Origin of the sequence: Bradyrhizobium sp., assembly GCF_030654605.1 — a bacterium.
Classification (GTDB): domain Bacteria; phylum Pseudomonadota; class Alphaproteobacteria; order Rhizobiales; family Xanthobacteraceae; genus Bradyrhizobium.
In genome coordinates this window covers 1-20472 of record NZ_JAURXB010000220.1, presented here as the reverse complement: position 1 = coordinate 20472, position 20472 = coordinate 1, and the positions used below count along the sequence as shown (strand labels likewise).

Here is a 20472-nt window from a genome sequence, read left to right as displayed (position 1 = left end):
TCCGCTGCTGATCGATGCGGCGACGCCCGGCAAGGAAATCCTGCATCCCGTGGCGGTCACGATCTTCGGCGGCCTCATCAGCGCGACGCTGCTCGATACGTTTCTCACGCCGGTGCTGTTCCTTCGCTACGGAGAAAAGCAACTCGAACGCCTGCGGCGGGACGCCGCCGCGCGGCGTGATCCCGCACACGGACCATCGCCAGCCGAAGCCTTCTAGACTCAGCCCCTTAAACGCAACCCCTTAAACGCAGCCTTGGAGAAGCAAAGATGTACACCAGATTTCTATTGATCGGAGCCCTGCTCATTTCGGCTGGTTCAGCCTGGGCTCATGACGCCAAGGGGACGCATGGCGGACGCATCGCCGATGCGGGAGCCTACCATGTCGAGATGGTCGTGAAATCCGACGTTGTCGAGGTGTTCATCAGCGATGAAAGCGAAAAGCCTGTTGCGGCATCGGGCTTCAAGGGAACGGCGATCCTCGTGGCCGGCGGCAAATCCCAGCGTGTGGTGCTGGCGCCTGTCGACGGCACCCGCCTTTCCGGCAGTGCTGCGGCGGCGTTGCCAAACCAGCCCAAGGGGGTCGTGCAACTGACGGGTCCGGACGGCAAGACCATTCAGGCAAAATTTGACTGAGATCAAACCGGCCGATGATCGAATAGACACGGTACGAGGCAGCATCAGACGCGAAGGATTGAGAGATGATGAGTTGGACCAAAAGCGGGATCGCACTAATCGCCGTAACGCTGCTTTCAGCCAACGCCTGGGCAGGCGAAGGGCCGTCGGGGCACAGCCACAGCCACGGCGAAACGTTCTCGGCCGGCGAGCCGGGTAATCCGAAAAAGCCGTCCAGCACCGTCAAGGTGACGATGGGTGAGGCGGACGGCAAGATGCTGTTCGTCCCGGCACGGATCGAGGTCAAGCGAGGTGAGCAGATCAAGTTCGTGCTGCGTAACAACGGTGAACTCGAACACGAATTCGTGCTGGCCAGCACCGCGGACAATCTCAAACATGCCGAAGCGATGAAAAACAACCCGAACATGGCGCACGAGGAACCGAACGGGCGGCAGCTTGCGCCGAAGAAGACCAGCGAGCTCGTCTGGAAGTTCACCAAGGCCGGCGAGTTCGAATATGCCTGCCTGATCCCCGGTCATCGCGAGGCCGGAATGATCGGAACGATCGTCGTCAAGTGATCGCGTCCGGCAGTCGAATGCGGTTGGTTCGGCCGCCGGTTTGATCCATCTCAACGGCGGTCGGCAGCGGCGGGGGCTAGATGCTCCGGTCGCGGGCCGGTTGGCGGCTTCGTGAGGAGTCGATCTGAATGAGCGTCGTCAAGGTTTCCTATTTCTCGGATGTCTTGTGCATTTGGGCCTATATCGCCGAGGCGCGCATCGACGCGGTCAAGGAAAAGTTCGGCGATACGGTCGAGCTGGACCATCGCTTCTGCATGGTGTTCGGCAATACCGCCGCCAAAATTCCCGCCAGCTGGAAGGACAAGGGCGAATATGCCGGGTTCAACGCGCATCTGCGGCACGTGGCGCTGCAGTTCCCCCATGTCGAGCTGCATCCGGAGGTCTGGCTGAAGACGCGCCCGCCGACTTCGAGCAGCGCGCACCTGTTCATGGCGGCGGTCCGGCAATGGCAGCAGGAGCGCGAAGCGGCGGTGTTCGACGAGTTGCTGTGGGCATTCCGTTGCGCGTTTTTCCGGGATTGCCGCGACATTGCGCGCTGGGATGTTCAATGCGAACTGGCGGAGGCGCTGGGCGTCGATATCGCCGCGATCGAACGACACATCCACGATGGCACGGCCCATGCGAGGCTGGCGTCCGACTATCAGGACGCCGACAAGATGCGCATCGAGGGCAGCCCGAGCTTCGTCCTGAACGAGGGGCGGCAGAAGCTCTACGGCAATGTCGGCTTCCGCATCATCGAAGCCAACATTCAGGAATTGTTGCGCGCGCCGGCCGGCGATCAGGCCAGCTGGTGCTGAATGACGGGCAGGCCGCGCCTTACGCCACCAGCTCCAGCTGGCGCGGCCGGGCGCGGCGTTCCGGCACATATTCGACGACCATGTAGTGCTCCGACACCGTGACGCGCTCGACCAGCGCCGCATCGGCGGCAGCCGGCGTCACTTCCGCAGCCGCAACCGGACGCGGCGCTTCCTGGTCAGCCGTTTCAGGAACAAGCGGCGGCGATTCGATCTGTTCTGGAAAGATACCGAATTCGCCCGCTACCTCCGGGAGCGGCTTCTGCTTGTCGGCCCAGTGCAGGGCGGTGTAGTCGAAACCCTGCACGATGGTGGGCTTGACGACTTCGAAATAGGGCGAGATGTCGAAGTCGCGCGGCATGTACAGCGATGAATCGCGGATGTGCAGGATTTCGCGCCGGGCCTGCCTCGAGCCCGCCCGCGTGATCTTGGGCAGGATGGGATAACGCACGGCGTCGAACGCCTGCGCGATCAGCGCCGAGCAGATGATCTTGGTGGGATCGCCGGAACCGAACGCGATCATCCGCCGCCGCCAGCGCTGCGGGATCGGCAGCGGAATCAGGAAGCGCATCAGGTCGAGGATGTTCTTGGTGTCGTAGCCGAAGCCGATCCGGTTGATGGCGTAGCGGCACACCGTGGTGCGGTCTTCGTAACTGAGGCCGACCGGGCGGCACACCCTGGTGTGATAGGGGAAATATTTCGACAGCGGCGCCGAGGTCACGCCCTCGCCGATATTGGCCTCGATCAGGACGTGCGGCTCGCCATCGTCTTCGACCGCTCCGTCGATCGGGCCGACGAAGAGCGCGCCATGCGACCAGGTCGATTGCGTCAGGTATTTGATGATGCCGGAAACGCGGTTGTTGCCCTCGACCAGCAAGACGTCGCCGGGCTCCATGATGCCGCGCAGATGTTCGGGATCGCTCGGCGTGAACGGCTCATAGCCCGGCACCTCCTTCTGAAGGTACCCCGCGATCCATTGGCCTACGGTATCGAGCACGACACCCATGATAATCCCCCCCCGACGGCCTTTCTGACCATTCTTTGTGTGCCCCAATCATGGTCGCAAGCCGTTGCAATTTAGTTCATGAACCGGAGCGATCAATCATGATTGATTCACCATGACGGTTGCCGCGCGCCCGCGGATGCGGCAAGTTCGCCGGATGTTCTCGCTTTTCTAAAAGTTCCGGAAACCATGACATGACAATGACGCGTCGGGATTTGCTGTCGGCGGCCGCGGCGCTCGCGGCGGCGCCGGCGCTGGGCGCCCGCGCATGGGCCGCGCCGCTGCCGCGCGACGCCGACATTGTCGTGATCGGCGCCGGGGCCGCCGGCATATCGGCGGCGCGCCGCGTCATGGCGGCGAACCGCAAGGTCATTGTGGTGGAGGCCTCGGGTCAGATCGGCGGCCGCTGCCTCACCGATGCCGCGACATTCGGCGTGCCGTTCGATCGCGGCGCGCGCTGGATGTATAATCCAGACAGCAATCCAATGATCAGGCTCGCGCGCGCCGCGGGACTTGACGTCGCGACCGCGCCTACGGGGCAGAAAATCCGCATCGGCCGCCGCAATGCGCGGGCCGGAGAAACCGAGGAATTTCTCGCCACCATGGTGCGCGCCAACCGCGCCATCGACGAGGCCTCCCGCGGCAAGGCCGACGTCGCTTGCGCATCCGTGCTGCCGAAGGACCTTGGCGTCTGGGCGGGGGCCGCCGAGTTCGTGCTCGGCGCCGGTTTTGCGGGCAAGGATCTGAAAGAGCTCTCCGCGATCGACAAGGCCCGCGCGCAGGATCGCAATGCCGCGTTGGCCTGCCGGCAGGGCATGGGCGCGCTGATCGCCAGGCTCGGCGAGCAGGTTCCGCTGGCGCTGTCGACGCCGGCGAGCCGTGTCAGCTGGAGCAACCGCGATGTCACGGTGGAGACGCCCTCCGGCAAGATCGTCGCGCGCGCCGCCATCGTCACGGTGTCGAGCAACGTGCTGGCCACCGGCGGTATCAGGTTCACGCCCGACATTCCGAAGCGCCAGCTCGATGCCGCGGCAAAACTGGGCCTCGGCAGCCTCGATCGGATCGCGCTGCAGCTGCAGGGCAATCTGCTCGGGCTCGGCCGCGACGACATCATCATCGAGCAGAGCGATTCGACGCGGACCGCGCTGCTGCTGGCGAATATCGCGGGATCGTCGCTGTGCACGATAGATGTCGGCGGCAGCTTTGGTCGCGATCTCTCCGCGCAGGGCGAGGCGGCCATGGTGGCCTTCGCGAAGGAGTGGCTGACAAGACTGTTCGGCAGCGAGGCCGCCGCCGCCGTGAAGAAATCCAGCGCGACGCGCTGGAACGCAGCCCCCTTCACGCTGGGCGCGATGTCATCGGCCGCACCGGGCGGGCAGGGATCGCGAAAGGTCCTGACCGAGCCGTTCGGCTGCATGTTTCTGGCGGGCGAGGCCACCCACGAAACCCTGTGGGGCACGGTCGACGGCGCCTGGGAAAGCGGCGAGCGCGCGGCGGAAGCGGCGCTGCGCCGGATCGGCGCGCTCAGGGATGAGCCGGCGGCGCCGGCACGGAAGCAGCGGCGCCGCACGGCGCCTGCGAAGTCTCCGGGAGCGCCCACCAATTGATCCCATCAAGGCCGAAGGCGCTGATCTCGTGGTCGAGCGGCAAGGACAGCGCGTTCGCGCTGCATGAGGTCAGGCAATCGGGCGAATTCGACGTGGTCGGTGCCCTGACGACAGTGACCGAAACATTCGAGCGGGTGTCGATCCACGGCGTGCGCCGGGAAATTCTCCTCGCGCAACTCGACGCCGCGGGCCTGCCGCCGCGCATCGTGCCGATCCCATACCCCTGCCCGAATGTGGTTTACGAAGCGCGGATGGGCGACGCCGTCGCGCAAGCGGTGCGGGACGGCATCACTCACATCATCTTCGGCGATCTCTATCTTGCCGATATCCGCGCCTATCGCGAAGCGAAGCTCGCGGGCACCGGGATTACGCCGGTGTTTCCGCTGTGGCAGCGGCCGACCCTGCCGCTGGCGCATGCGATGATCGCGAGCGGGCTCGAGGCCTGGCTCGCCACCGTCGATCTGAAACATTTGCCGGCGGAATTCGCGGGGCGCAAATTCGATCTGTCCTTGCTGGCGGATTTGCCGGAGGGAATCGATCCCTGCGGCGAGAACGGCGAGTTTCACACCTGCGTGGTGGCGGGACCGATCTTTTCGCGGCGGTTGCCCGTGGCGACCGGCGAACGCGTCGAGCGCGATGGCTATGCGTATTGCGATCTGGTGCTCGAACAAAATCCGTCGTCCCGGCCAAGCGAGCGTAGCGAGCGCCGAGCCGGGACCCATCCGCCGTGACCTATCGATGAAACATCGGCGTTAACTGCCATTTGTCACCATCACCGCCGCGGCGTATGGGTCCCGACGTTCGCCGGGACGACGAGAGAGATGGGGCTATCGCAACACCACATCCAGCGCCGGCAGGCCGATGACGACGGCCGCCGCGATCAGGGCGTAGCAGATGGTGCGGAACAGGGTTTCGCTGGCGCGGCCGAAAAGCTGGGCGCCGATCAGGACGCCGACGGCGTAGACCGGGCCGACCAGCAGCGAGAACCGGATCGCGTCGGATGTGATCAGCCCGGTCAGCGAATAGCTCACTGCCGAAAAGAAATCCGAGGCCGCGAAGAACAGCAGGATGTTGGCGCGCGCGATTACCGAGGCGACCGGGCGGCCGAGCCAGTAGCCGACGATCGGCGGTCCGCCGGTCTGCGCCAGCCCGCTGCAGAAACCCGAGAGACCGCCAATGCCAATCGAGATCGCCGCATGGTCCTTGCCGCGATAACGCCAGCCGGACAGCAGCAGCAACAGCAGCGCGAACACGAAGGCGGAGATGATCCAGCGCGTCGTCACCGGGTCGAGCCGGCTCAGGAACCAGGTTCCGATCGGCACGCCGATCAGCGCGCCGAACACCATGACGGAGGTGGCCTTGCGATCGGCCTGCTTCCACGCATTCGGAATCAGCGGCAATGCCGCGATGAAATCGATGATGAGGAGCACGGCTGCGACGAGTTTCGGCGCCGCCATGCTGCTGGCCAGCGGCATGAAGATCAGCGCGGAGCCGAAGCCGGAAAATCCGCGCGCCGTTCCCGACACGAAGGCGATCGCGCAGATCGCGATCGCGGCATTGAGGCTGACGTCGGGCGGGATGAGGCCGGTAAGGCTCATGCTCCAAGTGTTCCGAGCATGATGTGATCCGAAAACCGCTTCACACTTTTCGGCATCATGCTCGCAACGTGCCGCCGGTCTTCTTCGTCACTTCAGCCACGATTTTGGCGGCGACCGCTTCGATCTCCTGATCGGTCAAGGTTTTTTCGCGCGGCTGGATCGTTACCGCAATCGCGACCGACTTCTTGCCGTCGTCGATGCCCTTGCCCTCGTAGACGTCGAACACTGTGACATCGGTGATCAGCTTCTTGTCGACGCCTTGCGCGGATCGAACGATGTCGCCCGACTTGACGGCGCGATCGACGATGAAGGCAAAGTCGCGCGATACCGGCTGGAACGCCGAGAGTTCGATGACGGCCTTGGCACGGGTCGGCTTCACCTTGGCGGCCGGGATGCGGTCGAGAATCACTTCGAACGCGATGACAGGACCGTCGGCACCGAGCTGCTCCAGCACGCGCGGATGCAGCTCGCCGAAATAGCCCAGCACATTCTGCGGACCGATCTGGATGGTGCCGGAACGTCCCGGATGCAGCCAGCTGGCGCCGCCGGGCACCACCTGCAGCGCCTGGACAGGCGCACCGGCAGCGGCCAGCACCGCGAACGCATCGGCCTTGGCGTCGAGCGCATCCGTGTCTGCCGAGCCGGACCAGTGCCGTCCCATGCCCCGGGAGGATGCGAAGCCGTGGCGAACGCCCGATGCCGCAACCAGTTGATCTTCGGGCTTGTCGCCTCGAAACACCTGTCCGACTTCGAACAGCGCCACGTCGGCAAGGCCGCGGTTGGAATTGGCCTGAACGGCGGCGATCAGGCCCGGCAGCAGGCTCGGCCGCATGTCGGACTGATCGGACGCGATCGGATTGGCGAGCGCGAGTTCGGGTTGTCCGCCGCCGAACAATTCGGCCGAGGGTTTTGCGATGAATGACCACGTCACCGCCTCGATCATGCCGCGCGCGGCCAGCGCGCGCTTGGCGCGGCGGGTGCGCAGCTGGATCGGGCTGAGGATCGGTTTGCGCGGCGCGTCGCCGCGATCGAACGGCGTCATCGGCACCTGGTCGACGCCGATGATGCGCACGACTTCCTCGACGATGTCGGCCTTGCCGTGCACGTCGGAACGCCACGACGGCACCGCGATCTTCACCACCGCGCCGCTGCCGGCCACCATGAAGCCGAGATGGCCGAGAATGCGCCTGACTTCACCGAGCGGCACCTCGATCGCCGCCAGCCGCTTGATCTCGCTGAGCGGAAAATCGATGATCTTGTCTTCGCCGTAGGTCTTGCCGACCACGACGTTCTCCGACGGCGTGCCGCCGCACATTTCCATCACCAGCCTGGTGGCCAGTTCCAGCCCCGGCACCATGAAGGCCGGATCGACCCCGCGCTCGAAGCGATAGCGCGCGTCGGAATTGATGCCGAGCTTGCGGCCGGTCTGGGCGATGTTGATCTCGTTCCACAACGCCGACTCGATCAGTACGTCCGACGTGTTCTCGTCGCAGCCGGAGGCTTCGCCGCCCATGATGCCGGCCAGCGATTCGACGCCGTGCTCGTCCGCGATGACGCAGATGCCGGGGTCGAGCGTGTAGCTGCGGCCATCCAGCGCCAGCAGCGTCTCGCCGTCGCGAGCGCGGCGCACCACCAGATTGCCCTTCACCTTCGCCGCATCGAACACATGCAAGGGGCGGGCGCGGTCATAGGTCATGAAGTTGGTGATATCGACCAGCGCATTGATCGGCCGCAAGCCGATCGAGGTCAGGCGCTGCTGCAGCCATTCGGGCGACGGGCCGTTCTTGACGCCGCGCACCAGCCGCAGGGCAAAGCCTGGACACAGCGCGGCGTCCTCGACCGTCACCTTCACCGGGCAGGGGAATTCGCCCTTGATGGGCTTGATGCCGGGGTCTTTGAATTTGCCCATGTCGGCGGCGCCTAGATCGCGGGCGATGCCATGCACGCCGGTGCAATCCTGCCGGTTCGGCGTCAGGTTGATTTCCAGCACGGGATCGCCGATCCCGGCCCATTGCGCGTAAGCCGCACCAAGCGGCGCGTCGGCCGGCAGCTCCATGATGCCGTCATGGTCTTCGGAGATCTGCAACTCGGCGGCCGAGCACAGCATGCCGCGGCTTTCGACGCCCCGGATGGTGCCGACGCCGAGCGTGATGTTCTTGCCGGGAATGAAGGTGCCGGGCGGCGAGAACACGCTGACGAGGCCGGCGCGCGCATTCGGCGCGCCGCACACCACCTGCACAGGTGCACCACCGTCGCCGGTGTCGACCATGCAGACCCTCAAGCGGTCCGCGTTCGGATGCTGCTCGGCGGAAATCACCCTTGCGATGGTGAACGGCGCCAGCGCCCTGGCCTTGTCCTCGATGCTCTCGACCTCGAGACCGATCATGGTCAGCTTGTCGGCAAGCTTTTCCAGCGGCTCGTCGGTGTCGAGATGTTCCTTCAGCCAGGAGAGGGAGAACTTCATGATGACTGCTTCTCTTGTCCCCTCTCCCGCTTGCGGGGGAGGGTTAGGGTGGGGGCTCTCTCAGCAATGGCAGCGGCAATCGTTTCGAGGACACCGACGCGATTGGTCATCACGTCATGATTGCTGAAGCGGAGCACTCGAAAGCCTTTGGCCTCGATCACAGCGGAGCGTGCGGCGTCTGCCTGCTCGCCACGGCCGGAGAAATGCTGGCCGCCATCGAGTTCGATCACGAGTCTGGCCGCATGGCACATGAAGTCGGCGATGTAATTGTCGATCGGCACCTGGCGACGGAAGCCAACGCCGTTCAGCCGATGATCGCGCAATTCCGACCAGAGGACACGCTCGGCGTCGGTGGAATTCTTCCGGAGCGCACGCGCGTTCGTGCGCAGCTTGGCAGGCACCTTCCATGTTGGCGTTTTTTCTTCAGCCATGACGACCTCCGATGCCGAGAGACCCCCACCCCAACCCTCCCCCGCAAGCGGGAGAGGGAGTCTGACCTGTTGCGCGGATGCAGTGTGCGTATCCCAGCTTGCAGCAAGCGATGCTATTCGAGGAAAGGCATGCACTCCAAGCGACTTCCGTTCCCTCTCCCGCTTGCGGGGGAGGGTTAGGGTCGAGGCTCCCTCAACAACGCCAGTCTCTGAGAGACTCACGTGCTCAATCCTCCGGCCAGCGTCGGGACGTCGAGCGGCTTGAAGCCGTAATGGCTGAGCCAGCGCGTGTCGCTGTCGAACAGTTGCCGCAGATCCGACATGCCGTATTTCAGCATCGCGATGCGGTCGATGCCCATGCCCCAGGCAAAGCCCTGGTAGACGTCGGGGTCGATGCCGCAGGCGCGCAGCACGTTGGGATGCACCATGCCGCAGCCCAGGATTTCCAGCCAGTCCTCGCCCTCGCCGAAGCGGATCTCGCCCTTGTCGCGGCGGCACTGGATGTCGACTTCGAGCGACGGCTCGGTGAAGGGAAAGAACGACGGCCGGAACCGCATGTTGATGTGGTCGACCTCGAAGAACGCCTTGCAGAACTCGTGCAGGATCCATTTGAGGTGGCCGAGATGCGAGCCCTTGTCGATGACGAGACCCTCGACCTGGTGAAACTGCGGCGTGTGGGTGGCGTCGGAATCGATGCGGTAGGTGCGGCCCGGGCAGACGATGCGGATCGGCGGCTGCTGGGTCAGCATGGTGCGCACCTGCACCGGCGAGGTGTGGGTACGCAGCAGCATGCGCGAACCGTCTTGCTTCGGATTGAAGAAGAAGGTGTCGTGCATCTCGCGGGCCGGATGGCCCTCGGGGAAATTCAGTTTGGTGAAGTTGTAGTCGTCGGTCTCGATATCGGGACCTTCGGCGATGGCGAATCCCATGTCGGCGAAGATCGTGGTCAGTTCGTCCATCACCTGGCTGAGCGGATGAATCCGGCCCTGCTCGGCGGCGGTCTCGCGCAACGGCAGCGTGACGTCGATGGTTTCGGAGGCCAGCCGCGCATCGAGCGCCGCGGATTTCAGGATGTCGCGGCGCGCGGTCAGCGCCTGCGTGACGGTATCCTTGGCGAGGTTGATCGCCGCGCCCTGCGTCTTGCGCTCTTCCGGCGACATCTTGCCGAGCGTCGAGAGCAGTGCGGAGATCGAGCCCTTCTTGCCGAGCGCTGCGACGCGCACCGCCTCGATGGCGGCTTCATCGCCGGCTGCGGCGATGTCGGAGAGGATGGATTGTTCGAGCGTCTGAAGGTCGGTCATGGCGATCCCTTTTAGCCAGGATGCTTAGCCGATGCTCCTAGCCCGTCATGCCCGGGCTTGTCCCGGGCATCCACGTCTTGCAGTGCCCGCGAGAGCGAAGACGTGGATGGCCGGGACAGGCCCGGCCATGACGGCTTCAAGAATTTCGCTGACGCACCAACGAGGCGGCGGCTTACGCCGCCAGTGCGGCCTTGGCCTTTTCGGCGATCGCCTGAAACGCCGCCGGCTCGTGGATCGCGAGATCCGACAGCACCTTGCGGTCGACCGTGATGCCCGACTTGGCGAGACCGTTGATGAACACGCTGTAGGTCATGCCGAGCGGACGCACCGCGGCATTGAGACGCTGGATCCACAGCGCGCGGAAGGTGCGCTTCTTGCGCTTGCGGTCGCGGAAGGCGTATTGCGCGGCCTTCTCGACCGCGGCCTTGGCGGTGCGGATGGTGTTCTTGCGGCGGCCGCGGAAACCCTTGGCGAGCTTGTAGACTTTCTTGTGCTTGGCGTGAGAGGTCACACCGCGTTTGACGCGAGACATGACGGGTCTCCTTTATGGAAATGGGTGACTGATTGCCGCGCGGGCGCGGCTCGGCTGTGTGATGGACGGCGTGAACGCGATCAGGCGTTCGGCAAGAAATACTTCTTGATGTTGTCGCCGTCGGTCTTGAACAGCACGCGGGTGCCGCGGAGCTGACGAATCTGCTTCTTCGTCCGCTTGATCATGCCGTGGCGCTTGCCGCGCTGGGCGGCCATCACTTTGCCGGTGGCAGTCACCTTGAAGCGCTTTTTAGCGCCTGACTTGGTCTTCAGCTTGGGCATTTGGCTCTCCTGTTGCCGAACGAAAGACGCGCCCGAAGGGGCGCTTTCGCGGCTAAAATGCTCGTTAGAGCGTTGAAAGTGCTTGGCTATTTCTGAAATGAAACGGCCCGCACGGACATCGACACGGCAGCCCTTGATCAGCCGGGCGATGAAGGTTGGGCTTATGGCAGAGCCGAGGCGGATTGGCAACGATGAACCGCCGATTAGGGAACTTCGACATATCGTCGATACACGCCCCGCATATCATGCGCAGGCCGACACCAGATCATTCCGAGGCAGGACGAAAATGACGATTTCAGCCCACCTTATTACCTCTTTTGTCCCTTTCAAGGCTTTGCGCGCCCTCCGATGGGCGCTTGTCGCCGGCGCCCTTGCCGCCAGCGCAACATCCGGTATCGCCGCCGCCCAGGCCGCCAGGCCGGGAGCCTTTGACGGTACCTGGAACGTGACGTTCATCCCCAAGGCCGGCAACTGCCACGCCACCAACACGGTGCCGTTCAACGTCTACGGCCCGCGCGTTTCGTCGGCCGGCGGCGGCAAGGTTACCGGCGGCATCACCCGCAAAGGCAACGTCACCGTCAGGATCACCGTTGGCGCCTCCTATGCGGACGGCAGCGGCAGGCTCGCCGGCAATTCGGGCGCCGGCCGCTGGAGCGGGCTGATTACCGGCGACCGCTGCAGCGGGGTCTGGCAGGCGATTCGGAGTTAGGAAGCTCTCGCGTCCGGGACCCACACACAACCACAGCCGCGAGATGGCCCCGGCTCTGCAGCGCAGCGCCAAGGGGGCGCCGCACTGCGTCCGGGGCACGGAAATTCATTGTCACAAAAAGCCGGCCCGCCAGATGGTCTGGCGGGCCGGCTTGCTTGCCTGCTAATTTTTCGAACGCGCCGTTGTCTTGCGTAGTTGTCTTGCGTATCAGCGCATTGCCTCTCAGCGCGGCGCCAGGACCATCACGACCTGACGGCCCTCGAAACGCGCGTCCTGCTCGACCTTGGCGTATTCGGCGACGTCGGCCTTGACCTTGTCCAGCAGCTTGGTGCCGATTTCCTGATGCGCCATTTCGCGGCCGCGGTAGCGCAGGGTGATCTTGACCTTGTCGCCTTCCTCGAAGAACCGCTGCATCGCGCGCATCTTCACGTCGTAATCGTGGTCGTCGATCATCGGGCGGAGCTTGATCTCCTTGATCTCGACGATCTTCTGCTTCTTGCGGGCCTCGGCGGCCTTTTTCTGGGCGGAATATTTGAACTTCCCGTAATCCATAATCTTGCAAACGGGAGGATTGGTGTTCGGCGAAATCTCGACGAGGTCCATGCCGGCTTCAAGCGCCATCTTCACGGCGGCGACGGTTTCGACGGTGCCGTGATTCAGGCCGGTCTGGTCGATCAGCTGAACCTGTGCGTTACGGATTTCATCATTGGTGCGCGGCCCGTCTTTGGTGGCGGCGGGCGGGGCTCTGTTGGGACGGCGAATGGTTGGCTCTCCAAGGTTGTGAACGAAGGCGATAGTTTGAAGGAATAAGGCCCGGCGGGCAAGCGAACTCGCATCGGCTACGGCAAAAAACCATCAAATACGAGGCAATTGGTCGCGCTGGTTGAGATAGAGCGCGCCGTTCGCTTCCGCAAGCGCCGCAAGCGGCCATCGGCGCGGTTTGGGCTCCGTTGTTGACGGATTCGGCAGCCTCGCGCAAACAGCTCTCAACGAGGTTACATTTTCATGACCGATTCGGCGGCATCCGATCAGGAACCCGTCTTCATCGAGGTCGGCGAGGCCAACGGCCAGCGCCGAATCGCGGTGCGGGTCCGTGAGGGCGCTGCCCCCGGGCTGTTCTGGCTGGGCGGCTTCAATTCGGACATGAAGGGCACCAAGGCGCTGGCGCTGGACGCCTGGGCAGCCGAACAGGGGCGCGCCTGTGTCCGGTTCGATTATTCCGGCCACGGCGAATCCGGCGGCGCATTCGTCGACGGCACCATCGGGCGCTGGCTGGAAGAGAGCGTCGCGGTGTTCGAGCAATTCTGCCGCGGCCCACAAATCGCGATCGGCTCCTCGATGGGCGGCTGGATGGCGCTGCTGCTGGCGCGTGAACTGGCCAAACGTCCGGAAAGCCGCGCGTCGCTGGCCGGGCTGGTGCTGATCGCGCCGGCGCCAGACTTCACCGAGCAGTTGATGTGGAACGGTTTTCCGCCGGAGGTGAAACAGGAGATCGAAAGCAAGGGCGTCTGGCTGCGGCCGTCGGAATATGGCGCGCCCTATCCGATCACCCGCGCGCTGATCGAGGAGGGCCGCAACCATCTGTTGCTCGGCAGCGCCATCGAGGTCGGCTGCCCGGTTCGCATCCTGCAGGGCGCGCAGGATCCGGATGTGCCGTGGCAGCACGCCTTCGCGCTGGCGCACCGGTTGCCGACCGACGACGTGGTGCTGACCATGATCCAGGACGGCGATCACCGCCTGTCGCGGCCGCAGGACATCGCGCGGATGATCGCGGCGGTGGCGGAGATCTGGTAAGCTTCTTCCCTTCTCCCCCTGTGGGAGAAGGTGGCGCGAAGCGCCGGATGAGGGGTCTCTATCCGCGGGCCAGGATTCGCGGAGACAGACCCCTCACCCGGCCACGATGCTTCGCATCGCGTCCACCCTCTCCCACAAGGGGAGAGGGAAGAAAGGGGAAGCCCATGAACGCCTCAGCGATGCTCAAATCATTCTGCGACGCCGTCGAGCAGCACAACGGCAAGGCGTTCGCCGAACTGTTCACCGAGGACGGCGTCTACCACGACGTGTTTTACGGTTCGTTCAAGGGCCGCGCCAAAATCGCCGAGATGATCGACGACTGGTTTTACCGCACCGCGACGGATTTTCGCTGGGACATGCATGACCCGGTCAGCGACGGCCACACGCTGTATGCGCGCTACACCTTCAGCTATCGCTCCCTGCTGCCGGAGGCCAGGGGAGCCCGCGCGATGTTCGAGGGTGTCGCGATCATGACGCTGCGCGACGGCAGGATCGCGGAATATCACGAGGTCGCCAACGCCGCGACCGGCTTCGTCGACATGAACTTCGCGCCGGAGCGGATCGCCAGGATCATTGCCAAACACGGCGCGGCACTGAAGGCGCGGCCGGAGATGGCGCGGCATCTGGAGGACTAGCAAAGTGTTTCCACGTCATTGCGAGGAGCCCTTGCGACGAAGCAATCCATGCCGCAGCAAAGAAACAATGGATTGCTTCGCTTCGCTCGCAATGACGGCTGAGGGACTGCAGGCCGTTACGGCGCCGGCCGCGGTGTCGCCATCGGCTTCTTCTGCGCCAGTGCGGCGACGGTGGATGTGCCGATCGGGCCCTGCTCGTCATAGAGCCAGCATTCGCCGATCGCGACGCCGTCGGTGGCGTGGTGATTCACCACCTCGAAACCGACCCATCGCGTCACCGGCAGCCGGTGCAGATAGAGCGTGACGTCGCTGTTGATGTAGCCGAGACCCTGGTCGCCGGCATTGGCAAAGGGGCTGGCGAAATCGGCGCCGGTGGCGACATGGACGAACGGCGTCATCGGCACGCCCTCGACCAGGTCGCGCACTTCGCTCATCCACAGCCGCCGCGGCCCGAGCGAGCCCATCGCACCGACGATCGGCCGCGTGCTCCATTTTCCGTTCATGCCGAGCCTCGGATCGGTCGGCGCCGGAATATCGGCGGGCTTCGGCGCATCCCAATTTGCTGGCGACCAGACATTGCCCGGCGCGTTTTCGGTTCGCCGCAGCAACTGACAGGAAGCGCGCGCCATGCTGACGCCGCCGGAGACGAATTCAGCCTCGACGACCCGGATGCGCATGCCGTCGCGAACCAGTTTTGTGGTGACCTCGACCGGCGTGTTGATGTTCGGAAGCCGGAACATATCGACCGTCAGCCGCGCCGGCATGAAATCGTCGGAGCCGTGGCGCTGCTCGATCGCGAAAGCGAGCAGGCCGATCACGACGCGGCCGTGCATCGAGTTCGGATCCCACGGCCCGTTCGACGCCTGGGTGGGAAGGTAGACGTCGCCGTCTCGGGTGAAGAAAGGTTGATTTGTCATGGCGCGGGACCATGACGGAATTTGCTGGCCCTGTCATCGCCCGCGAAAGCGGGCGATCCAGTACGCCGCGACATATCGGTTGATTTCTGCCGCCTCTGGAATACTGGGTCCCCCGCTTTCGCGGGGGACGACGAGTTAGGCGCGACGCCATTCCACACGCACCGTCTCGTCCGGCTCCGCGTCGATCGCCCTCGCCGCCAGCCGTTCAAACGCCTCGCGCCCCATCAATTGCGACAGCGCCCACGCGGCGGCGCCCCGCACCAGCGGGCTCGCGTCGTCGAGCAGGCGTTCGGCCTCGGCCGCCAGATCAGCATCATCCGAGTTGCCGATCGCGATCAGCACGTTGCGCACGAAGCGGTCGCGGCCGATGCGCTTGACCGGCGACTTCGTGAATCGCGCGCGAAACGCGGCGTCGTCGAGCCGCGCCAGATCGGCGAGCGCGGGCGCGCGCAACTCGTCGCGCGCGGTGAGTCGTGTTTCATGCCCGGCCTGCGCGAATTTGTTCCAGGGACAGACGGCCAGGCAATCGTCGCAGCCATAGATGCGGTTGCCGATCGCCTTGCGAAACTCGCGCGGGATCGGGCCCTTGTTCTCGATGGTGAGATAGGAAATGCAGCGCCGCGCATCGAGCTTGTAGGGCGCCGGAAATGCCGCGGTCGGGCAGATATCGAGGCAGGCCTGGCATGAGCCGCAATGGTCGGCGTCGGCCGTGTTGCGCGGCAGTTCGAGCGTCGTAAAAATCGCGCCGAGGAACAGCCATGAGCCGAATTCGCGCGACACCAGGTTGGTGTGCTTGCCCTGCCAGCCCAGTCCCGCCGCCTGCGCCAGCGGTTTTTCCATCACGGCGGCGGTGTCGACGAACACCTTGACTTCACAGGCTTGGACCTCGCCGCCGTGCGCCGCGACCAGCCAGCGCGCCAGCGCCTTCAGCCGCTTCTTGATCAGGTCGTGATAGTCGTCGCCCTGCGCATAGACCGAGATCGCGCCGCGCGTGCGCTGCGCCAGGATCTCGAGCGGATTGCGGTCGGGCCCGTAATTGACGCCGAGCATGATCACCGAACGCACATCCGGCCACAGCCCGCGCGGACCGGCGCGGCGTTCGGGCCGGTCCGCCAGCCAGTCCATGTCGCCATGCAAGCCGGCATCGAGAAAATCGCGAAAATGTCGTGCGGCTTGCGCGATCGAATCCGGATCGGTGACGCCGGTGCAATCGAAGCCGAGCGCGAGCGCTTCGCGGGTGAGGGATTCTTTTGAAAGCAAAGTCACTGAAATCTCGACTGTGTCCCGGACGCGGTGCAGCGCGCTTGCGCTGCTCCGCAGAGCCGGGACCCAATTGTGCTCCCAAAGATGGGCCCCGGCGTAGCAGCGCAGCGCTTCACGCTGCGCAGCATCCGGGGCGCGAGAGCTGCGAATATCAGAAATCCAGATCCACATAGGTGCGCGACGCCGGCACGCCGGCCAGCCATTCGCTCAGCAGCGGACGGAACGAGGGTCTGGATTTGACCCGCGCGTACCACGCCTTTGCCGCGTCGTCCTCGCTCCATGGCACGTCGCCCAGATAATCGATCGCCGAAAGATGCGCCGCGGCGGCGAGGTCCGCATAGGTGATCCGGTCGCCGGCGAGATAGTTCCGCGTCTTCGCCAGCCAGCCGATATAGGCCAGATGATAGCGTACATTTACCTTCGCCGCGCGGATCACATCCGCCGCCGGCGCGCCGCCGCCGTCCTGCTCGTCCATGAAGCGCTTGTAGATGCGCTCGGTGACCAGCGGATTGGAGGCTTCCTCGAAAAACTTGTCGTTGAACCAGGCCATCAGCCGGCGCACTTCGATTCGTTCGCCCTGTGACGTCGGCAGCAGCCGGCGCTCATTCTGCCCGGCGCCATGTGTCTCGTCGAGATATTCGGCGATGATACCGGCGCCGGGAATCGGAGGCAGCCGCTCGGCGATCAGCACCGGCGTTGCGCCCGCGGGGTTCAGCGCCAGAAACGCCTCGCGCCGCTCCCAGGCGCGCTCTTCCACCAGCTTCAGATCGAGGCCGTATTCGCCCAGCACCAGGCGGACGAATCGCGACTGCGGACAGAACGGATGGTGAAACAGCGTGTACATGCAGGCCTTGGATATTTCGCGGCGCTTAACAATCCATCAATCGCGGCGGCGGCGCCAAACTACCTAAGCACAGGATTCAGGCAACCCGTGTTTTGACGTTTTTTGCGATTGCGGCAAGGTAGCGAATAGGCGAGAAGGACCCGGCTTTTCGGATCATTCCGATCATAACGGAACAATCACATGATGTCTGATGCAGTGAGGGCGGTGATTCTCGGCATCGTCGAGGGCGTCACCGAATTCATCCCGGTATCCTCGACGGGCCATCTGCTGCTGGCCGAACGCTTCTTCGATCTCGGCGAGGGCCCGTTCTGGAAAAGCTTCGCGATCCTGATTCAGCTCGGCGCAATTCTCGCGATCGTGGCACTGTATTTTTTCAAATTGTGGCGGATCGCGCTCGGCATGTTCACCGATCCCTATGCGCGCCGGTTCGTGATCGGCGTGCTGGTGGCGTTCCTGCCCGCGGCCGTGATCGGCGCGATAGCCGGAAGCTACATCAAGGCATTCCTGTTCAATCCGTGGGTGGTGTGCTTTTCGTTGATTGTCGGCGGCGCGATCCTGCTCTGGGTCGATCAGCTCGAGCTCGAGCCGCACGAACACGATGCCACCACATTCCCGCTGCCGATGTATCTCTGGATCGGCGTTGCGCAGTGCCTGGCGATGATCCCCGGCGTGTCGCGCTCCGGCGCCACCATCGTCGGCGCGATGCTGCTCGGCGCCGACAAGCGCGCGGCGGCGGAGTTTTCCTTCTTCCTCGCGATCCCGACCATGGTCGGCGCCTTCGTCTACGACCTCTACAAGAGCCGCGGCGAGATGACGATGGATCACGCCGGCCTGATCGCGATCGGCTTCGTGGTGTCGTTCGTCACCGCGATGATCGTGGTCAAGGCGTTCCTGGGCTACGTCACCCGCCACGGCTTTACATTGTTCGCGTGGTGGCGCGTCATCGTCGGTACGCTCGGCCTGATCGCGCTGGCGATGGGGAGATAAACTTCTCTCTATCGTCGTCCCTGCGAACGCAGGGACCCATAACCACCGGCGTCAATTGAAGCAGAAGGTCTCCAGCATTGTCGCAGTAACGCGACGGCACGGCGTATGGGTCCCTGCGTTCGCAGGGACGACGGAATATCACACACTCTTGTGCGCGAACTGTCCGGTGCGGCGAAAACGCCAGAGATATTGCGGCGCGATCGCTTCCAGCGAATCCGGCGTAATGCCCAGTCCTTCCAGCGTCAGGCCGGCGGCCTTCGCCGCATCCGACACCACATTGTCGGAGCGCAGCAGCGCCACCTGGTCCGGCGTCAGCTTCAGCGGCCCCGGCGCGAACTGCAGGAACAGCGCCTGCAATTTCGCCAGCCCGAACGGCAGCGACACCAGCATGCGCCGGCGCTCGATGGTGGCGAGAATGATTTCGATCACCTCGCGCATGGTCAGCACTTCCGGGCCGCCGAGTTCGTACACCGCGCCGGGCTTCGTCTTGCCGTCGACGGCATCCGCCACCGCGGTTGCGACGTCGCCGACATAGACCGGCTGCAGTCTTGTGACGCCGCCGCCGATCAGCGGCAGTATGGGCGATATCGTGGCGAGGCCGGCAAAACGGTTGGTGAACTGGTCCTCGGGGCCGAACACCACGGAAGGCCGCAGGATGGTCGCCGACGGGACCGCCGACAGCACCGCCTTTTCGCCCGCGGCCTTGGCGCGGGCATATCCCGACGGCGAATTGTCGTCGGCGCCGATGGCGGAGACATGTACCATCCGGGCGCCGACCGCGTTCGCCGCGGCCGCGATGGCGCCGGCGCCGCGCGCCTGTACCGCATCGAAGGTCTGGGCGCCGCCCTCGGCCAGGATGCCGACCAGGTTGATGGCGACGTGGGAATCGCGCATCGCGGCCTCGACCGAGGCCGGGTAGCGCAGATTGGCCTGTACGGCATGGATCTGGCCGACCTTGCCGAGCGGCTGCAGATGCCCGGCCAGTTCCGGCCGCCGCACCGCGACCCGGATCCGGTAATCGCGCTTGGCCAGCGCCCGGACCACGCTCCGGCCCAGAAAGCCGGATCCTCCGAAAACCGTGACCAGCGTGTCCAGATTCGATGCCATGGGGTCCATTTTCCTTTGGTCAAAGTCGAGAGATCGCAGGCGATTACGCCGTTTCGCGATACGCCAAGCGGCCGGCGCTGTACAGCGTATTTGGGAGGCGTTGAACCGATTTGACAAGCGCGTGACCGATCCGTACTAACCGGCCCGGGCCCAGGTGGCGGAATTGGTAGACGCGCTGGCTTCAGGTGCCAGTGGCTTAACGGCCGTGAAGGTTCGAGTCCTTTCCTGGGCACCATTGCCCATGCCCATGATTTCCCTGAATTGAGGGGTGTTTGATCCGCTGACCGGTACACAAAACCGGGGCACAGCGTTCATGGCTTATCGGATGGCGCACATCACTCAACGACCTGACTCGTCCCACCACATGTTTCGTCTGCGAACGCCCGCCAACGTCCTGGCCGCCGGCGCAATGGGTAAGCGCATTCTGTTCGACATCCCGGCCTTCATGGGAAGCGAGCCACTACTGGTGCGGACGACCGTCGGCGCGGATATCAAATTCTCCCTCCGCACTCGCGTTGAGGAGGTGGCCGAGTTCCGACGCAGCGTTGCACTGGCCGAGCTGAACAAGTTCTTCGCGGCTGTTCGTCGCGGACCCCAACCCCTTTCGCAAATGCAGCTGCTGGGTTTGGCACGCTCTGTCCATGAACTCTACGTGGAGGCCTTCCAGGACGAACCAGGCACGCAGGATGTCTGGATCGCTCACAAGGCGCTCAACCGTGCGGTGGCAGAGGGCCGAGTCAGCACTGTCGAGCCGATCGTTCCCGGCCAGATGCCTCACGACCAGGAATCGGCGTCGTCGTTGTTCGGAGACGATTGGACCGCCGGCATCGATTCGCTGCCCAGATCGGGTCATGATGAGGCAGATCGCGGGCGCTTTTCACCAGTACGAAAAGGCCCGGCTGGTCGCCAAGCTAAAGGTCGCCCGAGACAGCAAGCGAGCCGCAGGGGTGAAGGTTGAGGGCCGCAAGAGCAACGTCGAGATCGACGTCGCCGAGCACGGAGGGCGTATGCTTGA

At 64.3% G+C, this 20472-nt stretch carries 23 protein-coding genes and 1 tRNA gene; 12 read left to right on the top strand and 12 right to left on the bottom strand.

The features are described from left to right. The 4 genes from Q7U29_RS19890 to Q7U29_RS19875 form a co-directional block, all read left to right on the top strand. Nucleotides 1–217: efflux RND transporter permease subunit (locus tag Q7U29_RS19890; RefSeq protein ID WP_304744156.1), on the top strand; the 217-nt coding region annotated here is incomplete at its 5' end. Nucleotides 218–267: 50 nt separating this feature from the next. After that, on the top strand, nt 268–633 hold the full coding sequence (locus Q7U29_RS19885) for a hypothetical protein (RefSeq protein ID WP_304744155.1): 366 nt from the start codon (nt 268–270) through the stop codon (nt 631–633). A gap of 65 nt (nt 634–698) precedes the next feature. Continuing rightward, nucleotides 699–1190 (top strand): cupredoxin family protein, encoded by a 492-nt coding sequence (locus tag Q7U29_RS19880; protein ID WP_304744153.1) that lies wholly within the window; start codon nt 699–701, stop codon nt 1188–1190. 128 nt (nt 1191–1318) lie between these two features. Further along, nucleotides 1319–1987, top strand: a complete 669-nt coding sequence (locus Q7U29_RS19875) for a DsbA family protein (protein ID WP_304744151.1) — start codon at nt 1319–1321, stop codon at nt 1985–1987. 19 nt (nt 1988–2006) lie between these two features. Here Q7U29_RS19875 and Q7U29_RS19870 read toward each other — a convergent pair whose 3' ends face one another. Beyond that, entirely contained in the window at nt 2007–2990 is a 984-nt protein-coding gene (locus tag Q7U29_RS19870) for a YiiX/YebB-like N1pC/P60 family cysteine hydrolase (RefSeq protein ID WP_304744149.1), read from the bottom strand. Nucleotides 2991–3181: 191 nt separating this feature from the next. Here Q7U29_RS19870 and Q7U29_RS19865 point away from each other — a divergent pair, with 191 nt between their 5' ends. Both Q7U29_RS19865 and Q7U29_RS19860 read left to right on the top strand, forming a co-directional pair. Further along, nucleotides 3182–4594 carry an FAD-dependent oxidoreductase gene (locus Q7U29_RS19865; RefSeq protein ID WP_304744147.1) on the top strand — a complete coding sequence of 471 codons (1413 nt, stop codon included), beginning with the start codon at nt 3182–3184 and terminating at the stop codon, nt 4592–4594. Beyond that, nucleotides 4591–5325 carry an ATP-binding protein gene (locus Q7U29_RS19860; protein ID WP_304744146.1) on the top strand — a complete coding sequence of 245 codons (735 nt, stop codon included), beginning with the start codon at nt 4591–4593 and terminating at the stop codon, nt 5323–5325. The genes Q7U29_RS19865 and Q7U29_RS19860 overlap by 4 nt, the downstream gene beginning before the upstream one ends. A 96-nt stretch (nt 5326–5421) precedes the next feature. Here Q7U29_RS19860 and Q7U29_RS19855 read toward each other — a convergent pair whose 3' ends face one another. From Q7U29_RS19855 to rpmI, 6 genes are all read right to left on the bottom strand, one after another. Then, nucleotides 5422–6192 carry a sulfite exporter TauE/SafE family protein gene (locus Q7U29_RS19855; RefSeq protein ID WP_304744144.1) on the bottom strand — a complete coding sequence of 257 codons (771 nt, stop codon included), beginning with the start codon at nt 6190–6192 and terminating at the stop codon, nt 5422–5424. Between the two features lie 55 nt (nt 6193–6247). Beyond that, complete coding sequence (gene pheT, locus Q7U29_RS19850; protein WP_304744143.1) at nt 6248–8656, bottom strand: phenylalanine--tRNA ligase subunit beta; 2409 nt, start codon at nt 8654–8656, stop codon at nt 6248–6250. Then, nucleotides 8653–9087: an endonuclease domain-containing protein gene (locus Q7U29_RS19845; protein ID WP_304744141.1), complete on the bottom strand. Its 435-nt coding sequence runs from the start codon at nt 9085–9087 to the stop codon at nt 8653–8655. The genes pheT and Q7U29_RS19845 overlap by 4 nt, the downstream gene beginning before the upstream one ends. Nucleotides 9088–9305: 218 nt before the next feature. Next, complete coding sequence (pheS, locus tag Q7U29_RS19840; RefSeq protein WP_304744140.1) at nt 9306–10388, bottom strand: phenylalanine--tRNA ligase subunit alpha; 1083 nt, start codon at nt 10386–10388, stop codon at nt 9306–9308. A 172-nt stretch (nt 10389–10560) separates the two neighbouring features. Then, on the bottom strand, nt 10561–10920 hold the full coding sequence (gene rplT / locus Q7U29_RS19835; protein WP_304744138.1) for a 50S ribosomal protein L20: 360 nt from the start codon (nt 10918–10920) through the stop codon (nt 10561–10563). 80 nt (nt 10921–11000) lie between these two features. Continuing rightward, entirely contained in the window at nt 11001–11201 is a 201-nt protein-coding gene (rpmI, locus tag Q7U29_RS19830; RefSeq protein ID WP_100415670.1) for a 50S ribosomal protein L35, read from the bottom strand. Nucleotides 11202–11487: 286 nt separating this feature from the next. Between rpmI and Q7U29_RS19825 the strand changes: the two genes are divergently transcribed. Next, on the top strand, nt 11488–11910 hold the full coding sequence (locus tag Q7U29_RS19825; RefSeq protein ID WP_304744137.1) for a hypothetical protein: 423 nt from the start codon (nt 11488–11490) through the stop codon (nt 11908–11910). A 222-nt stretch (nt 11911–12132) separates the two neighbouring features. Here Q7U29_RS19825 and infC read toward each other — a convergent pair whose 3' ends face one another. Beyond that, nucleotides 12133–12672: a translation initiation factor IF-3 gene (gene infC / locus Q7U29_RS19820; RefSeq protein WP_304744157.1), complete on the bottom strand. Its 540-nt coding sequence runs from the start codon at nt 12670–12672 to the stop codon at nt 12133–12135. Nucleotides 12673–12915: 243 nt separating this feature from the next. Between infC and Q7U29_RS19815 the strand changes: the two genes are divergently transcribed. Then, the gene (locus Q7U29_RS19815; protein ID WP_304744135.1) at nt 12916–13704 is read left to right on the top strand and encodes a carboxylesterase; all 789 of its coding nucleotides are present in this window, start codon (nt 12916–12918) and stop codon (nt 13702–13704) included. A gap of 164 nt (nt 13705–13868) precedes the next feature. After that, the gene (locus tag Q7U29_RS19810) at nt 13869–14339 is read left to right on the top strand and encodes a nuclear transport factor 2 family protein (RefSeq protein ID WP_304744134.1); all 471 of its coding nucleotides are present in this window, start codon (nt 13869–13871) and stop codon (nt 14337–14339) included. Between the two features lie 116 nt (nt 14340–14455). Here Q7U29_RS19810 and Q7U29_RS19805 read toward each other — a convergent pair whose 3' ends face one another. The 3 genes from Q7U29_RS19805 to Q7U29_RS19795 all read right to left on the bottom strand — a co-directional run bounded on the left by Q7U29_RS19805 (nt 14456) and on the right by Q7U29_RS19795 (nt 17363). Continuing rightward, nucleotides 14456–15256, bottom strand: coding sequence for an acyl-CoA thioesterase domain-containing protein (locus Q7U29_RS19805; protein WP_304744132.1), 801 nt, complete (start codon nt 15254–15256; stop codon nt 14456–14458). Nucleotides 15257–15391: 135 nt separating this feature from the next. After that, the gene (gene queG / locus Q7U29_RS19800; protein WP_304744131.1) at nt 15392–16522 is read right to left on the bottom strand and encodes a tRNA epoxyqueuosine(34) reductase QueG; all 1131 of its coding nucleotides are present in this window, start codon (nt 16520–16522) and stop codon (nt 15392–15394) included. Nucleotides 16523–16670: 148 nt separating this feature from the next. Further along, on the bottom strand, nt 16671–17363 hold the full coding sequence (locus Q7U29_RS19795) for a glutathione S-transferase family protein (RefSeq protein ID WP_304744129.1): 693 nt from the start codon (nt 17361–17363) through the stop codon (nt 16671–16673). Nucleotides 17364–17543: 180 nt separating this feature from the next. Between Q7U29_RS19795 and Q7U29_RS19790 the strand changes: the two genes are divergently transcribed. Then, nucleotides 17544–18350, top strand: coding sequence for an undecaprenyl-diphosphate phosphatase (locus Q7U29_RS19790; protein ID WP_304744127.1), 807 nt, complete (start codon nt 17544–17546; stop codon nt 18348–18350). Between the two features lie 138 nt (nt 18351–18488). Here Q7U29_RS19790 and Q7U29_RS19785 read toward each other — a convergent pair whose 3' ends face one another. Then, nucleotides 18489–19457, bottom strand: a complete 969-nt coding sequence (locus Q7U29_RS19785; protein WP_304744126.1) for a complex I NDUFA9 subunit family protein — start codon at nt 19455–19457, stop codon at nt 18489–18491. A gap of 148 nt (nt 19458–19605) precedes the next feature. Between Q7U29_RS19785 and Q7U29_RS19780 the strand changes: the two genes are divergently transcribed. Both Q7U29_RS19780 and Q7U29_RS19775 read left to right on the top strand, forming a co-directional pair. After that, a tRNA-Leu gene (locus Q7U29_RS19780) sits at nt 19606–19692 on the top strand. Nucleotides 19693–19725: 33 nt separating this feature from the next. Continuing rightward, on the top strand, nt 19726–20415 hold the full coding sequence (locus tag Q7U29_RS19775) for a hypothetical protein (protein WP_304744124.1): 690 nt from the start codon (nt 19726–19728) through the stop codon (nt 20413–20415). Nucleotides 20416–20472: the final 57 nt, after the last annotated feature.